The organism is Nocardioides sp. ChNu-99, from assembly GCF_029493445.1.
Classification (GTDB): Bacteria; Actinomycetota; Actinomycetes; order Propionibacteriales; family Nocardioidaceae; genus Nocardioides.
In genome coordinates this window covers 1-7,004 of sequence record NZ_JAHWBL010000092.1, presented here as the reverse complement: position 1 = coordinate 7,004, position 7,004 = coordinate 1, and the positions used below count along the sequence as shown (strand labels likewise).

Sequence of the window (7,004 nt, the reverse complement as noted above, 5' to 3'; positions counted from 1 at the left end):
GGCGGGGCGGGTCAGAAACGTTGTTCCGTCGTCCGTCGGTTTTGAGCCGGTTTGATTCAGGACTCGGGTTTCGAACCTGCGCTCGCAGGCGTGCCCCCGGACAGCGTCTTCGGTGGGCGATCGTGCGTCGCTAAAGGGCGAGGCGGGCTACGCGTATCGCGTCCGTGGTTGCCCAGGCGACGGTTCCATGCCCGCCGATGTTTGTTGAGCTCGCGGGCAGAGAGATCGGGAGTTACTGCAGTCCGGGGAGGGCCCTTGCGGCTCCTCCCCGGACTGAATTTTCGTGCCGCCCGCAGCTCGATCTTCGGTCTTCAGTCGGCTCACGGTGGCGTGGTGCTTCAGACTGTCAGGAGTTCAGCAGCTCCTGCATGGTCGCGATCTCTGCGGTCTGGTCCTCGACGATCTGTCCCGCCAGGGCGACGGCTTCGGGGTTCTCGCCGTCCTCCTGCTCGGTCTCAGCCATCTCGATGGCACCTTCGTGGTGCTCGATCATCATGGTCAGGAACGCCTCGTCGAACTCGGAGCCGCTGGAGTCCTCGAGGGAAGCCATGTCCTCCTCCGACATCATCCCGTCCATGCCCGGCATGCCCTCGTGGTCCATGCCTTCGTGATCGACTTCCTCAGCGCCCCAGTCCTCCAGGAAGCCCTGCATGGTCTCGATCTCCGGGCCCTGCGCGTCGGCGATCTGCTGGGCGAGCGCGAGAACCTCTGCGTTCTGAGTGCGTCCTTCGGCGAGGGCGGCCATCTCGGTGGCCTGCTCGTGGTGGGGGATCATCTGCTGGGCGAAGGTCACGTCGCTGTCGTTGAAGTCGGCGCCCGACTCCGCTGAACCACTGCTGTCGCTGTTCGAGTGACCCCCGTGGCCCCCGCTGCTGTCGCTGTCGCCGTTGCCGCACGCGGCCAGGCCGAGGGAGAGAGTTGCGGCGAGGGCGAGCGCGGCCGTGGCGCGCCGCTTGGCGCCCCGCGACGAGGCGGGCTTGAAGGCGTGAAGGTTCAAGGTAATGCGCATGAGTTTGTCTCCTGCGGTGTGACGTGTGCTGGTGGATGGTTGCTGAGCGCCAGCTCCGACCATGCGCAGCGACTGCAGATCAGCCGATCAGCAGTCACGCTCCGCGGTCGGGCTGGCGAGAGGCGCTCAGCAACGGTGCACACACGTCAGATCACGCCGGGCCCATGGCGGGCTGAACAGCTGCGGGGATGGCGGCGTCTGGAGCAACGCGCTCCATCGCGGCGCGATGAACAGAGGTCGCCAGGGCCGAGCGCTCAACAGTCCCAGGGCGATCAGCACCGACGCGATGCCGACCACGAGGGCGATGCACAGCATCAAGACGTCATGCCCCCCGCAACCGGCATCACCTGAGTCCCCCCCGTGGCCCCCGTGAGCGCCGTGGGTGCCGTGACCGGCATCGCCGGTTTCGTGGCACGCCACGGCTGCAGTTGCGGCCGTTGTCGCGGCGGCTGGCTCGGTAGTGGCGGCTGCAGAGTGCTCGCTCGCCTCGCCCGCCTTGGAGATCGAGGGAGTGAGCGTGGCGGGCGCGAGTTCCGCCGTCGTCGTCAGGTTCTTCGTTTCGGTGGTTGGTGGCGCGGGGAGGCTGTGCATCCCTAGCACGCCGAGAGTCAGTAGCCCACCGACGAGCAACTGAAGGAACCGGACCCTGTGCCGACTTCGTTGCCCGAGGTCGCCCACCGCGAGCACGGAGCGCAGCAGGGCGTGAACCGGGCGGCGCTGCGACCGAGAGAGTGTGGGCACACGCGCTTCACGCATAGTCGCGTACCTCCATCCTTCCCGCAGCACTGGGGGCGGACTGCCACTTTCCAGATCGAAGCAGCCGTACGAACCCGTCGTGGAACCCCAATTCCGGCCCCATGTGCAGGGCCGACCACATCTTGCGCTGTTGAGCGTAGCCAACGACTAGGACGACTTGGGTTATACCCCCAGGGGGTATATCTTGCCGGAGGTGGTGCTCCTCGAGGGGGCGCCAATCTGCCGAGGAGCGAACGATGTCCATGACCACGTTCACGGTGACGGGGATGACCTGCGGACACTGCGAGGCCTCTGTGCGCGAAGAGGTCTCAGCGGTGGCCGGGGTCGAGCAGATCGAGGTCGACGCGGCACGCGGCACCCTGGTCGTGATTGGAAACAGCGTCGATGACGCAACGGTCCTCGCAGCTGTCGCGGAGGCCGGCTACCAGGCGCAGCGCTCCTAAGACCTATAACCCTCGTCGGCTCGGCCGCTCCCGCGGCCAGGTCCGCCCGGGCTCGGTCGGGTGGGCCACTGGACCTGATGAACGCGCTGTCGCTTAAGCGAAGGTGAAGACACATGCCGCACCACGACCACGACGACCCGTCCGGACGCGCCGGACACCACCACGGTGAGCATCAGCACGGTGAGCATCAGCACGGTGAGCACCCGGAGCATGCGGGCCGCTCGCACGGCGCGGGTCACGCGGGTCACGCGGGTCACGGTGACCATGTCTCGCAGTTCCGTCGGTTGTTCTGGGTGACGCTGGTGCTGGCGATCCCCGTGGTGGTGACGTCGGAGATGTTCGCGATGCTCGTGGGTTACGACCTTCCTGGGTGGGGGTGGCTCACGTGGGTGGCGCCGGTGATCGGCTCAGTCATCTACGTGTGGGGCGGGAAGCCGTTCCTGACCGGCGCTGTCGAGGAGGTCCGTGCGCGACGCCCCGGGATGATGTTGCTGATCGCGCTTGCCATCACGGTCGCGTTCGTCTCGTCATGGGGCGCCAGCCTCGGGCTGTTGCACCACGAGCTCGACTTCTGGTGGGAGCTGGCGCTGCTGGTCGTCATCATGCTGCTGGGCCACTGGATCGAGATGCGCTCGTTGGCTCGCACCAGCTCCGCACTCGACTCGCTTGCCGCGTTGTTGCCCGACGAAGCCGAACGCGTCGAAGGTAGTCAGACAGTGAGGGTGCCCCCGGCGCAGCTGCGGGTGGGTGACGTCGTCGTCGTGCGCCCGGGAGGCAACGTCCCTGCCGACGGGCGGGTCATCGATGGCCGCGCCGAGATGGATGAGTCGATGATCACCGGAGAGTCACGGACCGTCTCTCGTGGTGTCGGCGACAGCGTGGTGGCCGGAACGGTGGCCACCGACTCAGGCATGCGGATCGAAGTGACCGCGATCGGCGACGACACCGCGCTCGCGGGCATTCAGCGACTCGTCTCGGAAGCGCAGAACTCCTCGTCAAGGGCGCAGCGTCTCGCGGACACCGCGGCCGGGTGGCTGTTCTGGTTCGCACTGGGTTCGGCGGCCATCACCGCGGCGGCGTGGGCGTTGGTCGGCCTGCCCGATGACGGCGTGGTTCGCACCATCACCGTTCTGGTCATCGCCTGCCCCCATGCGCTGGGCCTGGCCATCCCACTGGTCGTCGCGATCGCCACCGAACGAGCGGCACGAGCGGGGGTGCTGATCAAGGACCGGTTGGCGCTCGAACAGATGCGCACCGTCAACTCCGTTCTGTTCGACAAGACCGGCACCCTGACCAAGGGAGAGCCCGTCGTGGAGCAGGTGGCCCCCGCAGTGGCTCGGGGTGCCGGCGCTCAGGGCGGGTCGGTGACGCCGGAGGAGGTCCTCACGTTGGCTGCCGCCGCGGAGAGCGACAGCGAGCACCCGCTCGCCCAGGCGATCGTCCGCGCGGCGCACGATCGTGGCCTCGAGGTGGCCCGGGCGACGGGCTTTGAGTCTTCCCCGGCGATCGGCGTCCGCGCTCACGTCGACGGTGCGGAGGTGCGGGTGGGTGGCCCACGGCTGCTCGAGGAGCTTGGCGCGGCCGAGGTCGAGGAGGCAGCGTCATGGCGCGCTGACGGGGCGATCATCCTGCACGTCGTGCGTGATGGCATCGTGATCGGCGGTCTCAAGCTCGCCGACGAGGTCCGAGCGGAGTCACGACAGGCGGTCGAGCAGTTGCGCAGCCGTGGGATCGAGGTCGTCATGATCACCGGTGACGCCGAGGCCGTGGCCTCTAGCGTGGCCAGCGACCTGCAGATCGATCGGTACTTCGCCGGGGTCCGTCCCGAAGACAAGTCAGCCAAGGTCGCCGAGCTGCAGGCCGAGGGGCGACGCGTCGCCATGGTCGGCGACGGCGTCAACGACGCCCCCGCCCTGGCCCAGGCCGACGTCGGCATCGCGATCGGTGCCGGCACCGACGTCGCGATCGCCTCCGCCGGAGTGATCCTCGCCAGCGACGATCCCCGCTCCGTCGTCGCCGTGCACACGCTCTCCGGCGCCTCCTACCGCAAGATGAAGCAGAACCTGTGGTGGGCTGCCGGCTACAACCTCGCAGCGGTGCCCCTCGCCGCCGGCGTGCTCGCACCCGTCGGGTTCGTCCTGCCGATGTCGGTGGGAGCGATTCTCATGTCAGCCTCTACGGTGGTCGTCGCACTGAACGCCCAGCTGCTGCGGCGACTCGACCTCACGGCGAACAAGCAACTGTGACGTGGTGATGACGACACGCAGTGACGAAGAGAGCGGGAGGACCCGGAACCGATGGTGAGCCACCACCAGCCATCCGGCGCCGACCCCGAACGCTCGCGCACGTCCGAAGCGTCAAGCCGACCCGGTCGTCACCGTGGCGAGCGCGACCAGCCCCTCGCGTGGCGCGGCAAGACGGCTGCTGGGGCCGCCCTGACGGGCGTAGCGGCCGTCGCGCTGTCGGCTGCAATGATCGCCCCGCCTCCATGGTTGATGAACAGCCCTGAGCCGGAGTCGAGCTCCGGTGGCCCTGCGGGCTCCGCAACGGCGGGTCTAGCCGACCCAACCGATTCAACAGGACTGCCAGGACCAGCAGTGTCACGAGGGCCGGGAACCGAGCTGGTGCATCACCATCTTCTCGACGACGGCTCCAGCGCCCCGCAGCAGCGGTCCGATACCGCGGAGACCAGCGAGCCAACGGCCCCGATTTCCGAAGCGGGAAGTGGTCAGTTCGTCCTGGCCGACGCCACGAACAGCACGAGCGTTGCCGATCCCACAGTCACCTACGAGATTCAGGTCGAAGAGGGTCTGCCGTTCGATGTGTCCTCCACTGCGGCCACGATCGACACCATCCTGAGCCACCCCCGCGGATGGAACGGCGGGGGTCATCGCCCGCAGCACGTCGACGACGGGGACTTCCGCATCGTCATCGCCACTCCCGAGACCGCCGACGCGTTGTGCGCTCCCCTGCAGACCCGCGGGCGGCTGTCGTGCCGCAACGGCGACGACGTCGTCATCAACGCCTGGCGCTGGCAGCACGGCAGCACGGACTACGTCGACCAGATCGAGAACTACCGCATCTACGTCATCAACCACGAGGTCGGCCACGTCCTCGGCCACGGCCATCGTCCTTGCCCCGGCGCCGGCCAACCGGCACCCGTGATGCAGCAGCAAACCAAGGGCCTCGACAGCTGCCAGCCCAACGTCTGGCCCCTGCCCGAGGAGCTCGACCACCCATGACACCCGCCCCACCGCCTGAGCCTGAGGCCTCGGAACGCGCCCCGGTCTTCTCGACCACTCGACCAAACCGCCGCCGCTTGCTACTTGGAGCAGGCGTAGCCACCCTCCTCGTGCTCGCCGCGCTGACCGCCACCAAGCTGATCGCGAGCCGCGGTGAGGACGAAGGTCCTGGGCAAGACATCGCCATCACGCACATCCACGCCGCGGTCCGCGACCCAGAGACCAACCAGGTCCTCCTCGCCACCCACCAAGGTCTCTTCGCGCTCGAGGACCGCACCAAGACCCCTACGGATCGAAGCGGAGATGGAGGCATCAGTCAGGACGACGCTCCGCGGCTGGACCTCATCAGTCCCACGTTCGATCTCATGGGGTTCACCCGAGCGCCCGACGGAACGTTCTACGCCTCCGGGCACGCCGGCCCCGAGCTCGACTTCGACGAGCCGATGGGCCTGATCAGCTCCGATGACGGCGGCAAGAGCTGGAGCACCCTCTCGCGCGGGGGCCAATCCGACTTCCACGGCCTCGCCGCGGGCAACGACGTGATCGTCGGGTACGACAGCGAGCTCCGCGCCACCACCGACGGCGCCCGATGGGAGACTCTGGTGCCGCCGGCCCCGCCCACGGGCCTGGCGCTCTCGCCGGACGGCACCACGATCGCGGTCGTGGCCGCCGCCGACATCCACCTCAGCCAGGACCAAGGCCTCACCTGGACGACCGCTCCTGCCCCTGCGGACATCTCCCTGGCGACGTTCGCCGATGACACCACCATCGTCGCCGCCTCACCCGAGGGGCAGCTGTACTTGAGCGAGAACGCCGGCCAGAGCTGGACCACAGGTGGCCCCGTAGGGCCGGGCCTGACCTCCCTCAGCGCTACGCGCACCGACTCGGGGGTCGACGTCCTCGCCGTCAGCGACCTGAACGTCTTCGCGACCACCGACCTCGGCCTCACCGTCCGCCGACTCGTCTAACCGACCAGCCAACCTGCGCGATCGGCGCATCCCGGCCGACCATCGCACCGCGACGCGACACCTGGCCCCGCACAACGTGACCCCGTTGCGACACAAGAACCGGAGAAGCTGCGTGCCTCGACGACACCCCAGAAAGCCCAAGGGCGCACCGACTGGCGCCGCCGAGGAAATGGTTGCGGTGGTCTGCCGGGGCGGCGACTGCGGAAGCCGCCACAAACACCCAGACATCGATCACCGCCGGCAACTAGAGGTACTCCGCGCCGCCGCCATCGAGGGGGGCGGCCGCGTCGTCGCCAGCCGCTGCCTCGATGCGTGCGACCACTCCAACGTGGTCGTCTTAATCCCCGCCAGTCAGGAACTCGCGAACGGCGAGGCGCCGGTCTGGATCGGACAATGCAACGACGACCTCAGCACCCACGAGATCGCCGCATGGCTCACGCGCGGCGGGCCCGGCGTTACCCCCCAACCGGTGGCGGTCGAGGTGCAGCGCTTTCACCCCTCGCGCGCCAACCGTCACGAACTCGAAGAGGAACTCACCTAGCCCGACCATGCTCACGCGAGCTGCAGGCTCCACAAACGGTCGTTT

6 protein-coding genes are annotated in these 7,004 nt (G+C 68.2%); 5 read left to right on the top strand and 1 reads right to left on the bottom strand.

Annotated features, from left to right (window positions below):
* Positions 1 to 346 precede the first annotated feature (346 nt).
* Positions 347 to 1,009 carry a DUF305 domain-containing protein gene (locus KK617_RS18115; protein ID WP_277501590.1) on the bottom strand — a complete coding sequence of 221 codons (663 nt, stop codon included), beginning with the start codon at positions 1,007 to 1,009 and terminating at the stop codon, positions 347 to 349.
* A 992-nt stretch (positions 1,010 to 2,001) separates the two neighbouring features.
* Here KK617_RS18115 and KK617_RS18110 point away from each other — a divergent pair.
* The 5 genes from KK617_RS18110 to KK617_RS18090 all read left to right on the top strand — a co-directional run bounded on the left by KK617_RS18110 (position 2,002) and on the right by KK617_RS18090 (position 6,959).
* Positions 2,002 to 2,208 (top strand): heavy-metal-associated domain-containing protein, encoded by a 207-nt coding sequence (locus KK617_RS18110; RefSeq protein ID WP_277501589.1) that lies wholly within the window; start codon positions 2,002 to 2,004, stop codon positions 2,206 to 2,208.
* 113 nt (positions 2,209 to 2,321) lie between these two features.
* A complete protein-coding gene (locus KK617_RS18105; protein WP_277501588.1) occupies positions 2,322 to 4,454 on the top strand; it encodes a heavy metal translocating P-type ATPase in 2,133 nt (710 codons plus the stop codon).
* A 351-nt stretch (positions 4,455 to 4,805) separates the two neighbouring features.
* Entirely contained in the window at positions 4,806 to 5,450 is a 645-nt protein-coding gene (locus KK617_RS18100; protein ID WP_277501587.1) for a DUF3152 domain-containing protein, read from the top strand.
* A gap of 110 nt (positions 5,451 to 5,560) precedes the next feature.
* Positions 5,561 to 6,418 (top strand): F510_1955 family glycosylhydrolase, encoded by an 858-nt coding sequence (locus KK617_RS18095; protein WP_277501586.1) that lies wholly within the window; start codon positions 5,561 to 5,563, stop codon positions 6,416 to 6,418.
* A gap of 112 nt (positions 6,419 to 6,530) precedes the next feature.
* Positions 6,531 to 6,959: a (2Fe-2S) ferredoxin domain-containing protein gene (locus KK617_RS18090; protein ID WP_277501585.1), complete on the top strand. Its 429-nt coding sequence runs from the start codon at positions 6,531 to 6,533 to the stop codon at positions 6,957 to 6,959.
* Positions 6,960 to 7,004 lie beyond the last annotated feature (45 nt).

What these genes read in the sequence shown, in the direction of transcription:
- KK617_RS18105 (WP_277501588.1), top strand. Translation starts at nt 2,322, where the DNA reads ATGCCGCACCACGACCACGACGACCCGTCCGGACGCGCCGGACACCAC.
- KK617_RS18110 (WP_277501589.1), top strand. Translation starts at nt 2,002, where the DNA reads ATGTCCATGACCACGTTCACGGTGACGGGGATGACCTGCGGACACTGC.
- KK617_RS18115 (WP_277501590.1), bottom strand. Translation starts at nt 1,009, where the DNA reads ATGCGCATTACCTTGAACCTTCACGCCTTCAAGCCCGCCTCGTCGCGG.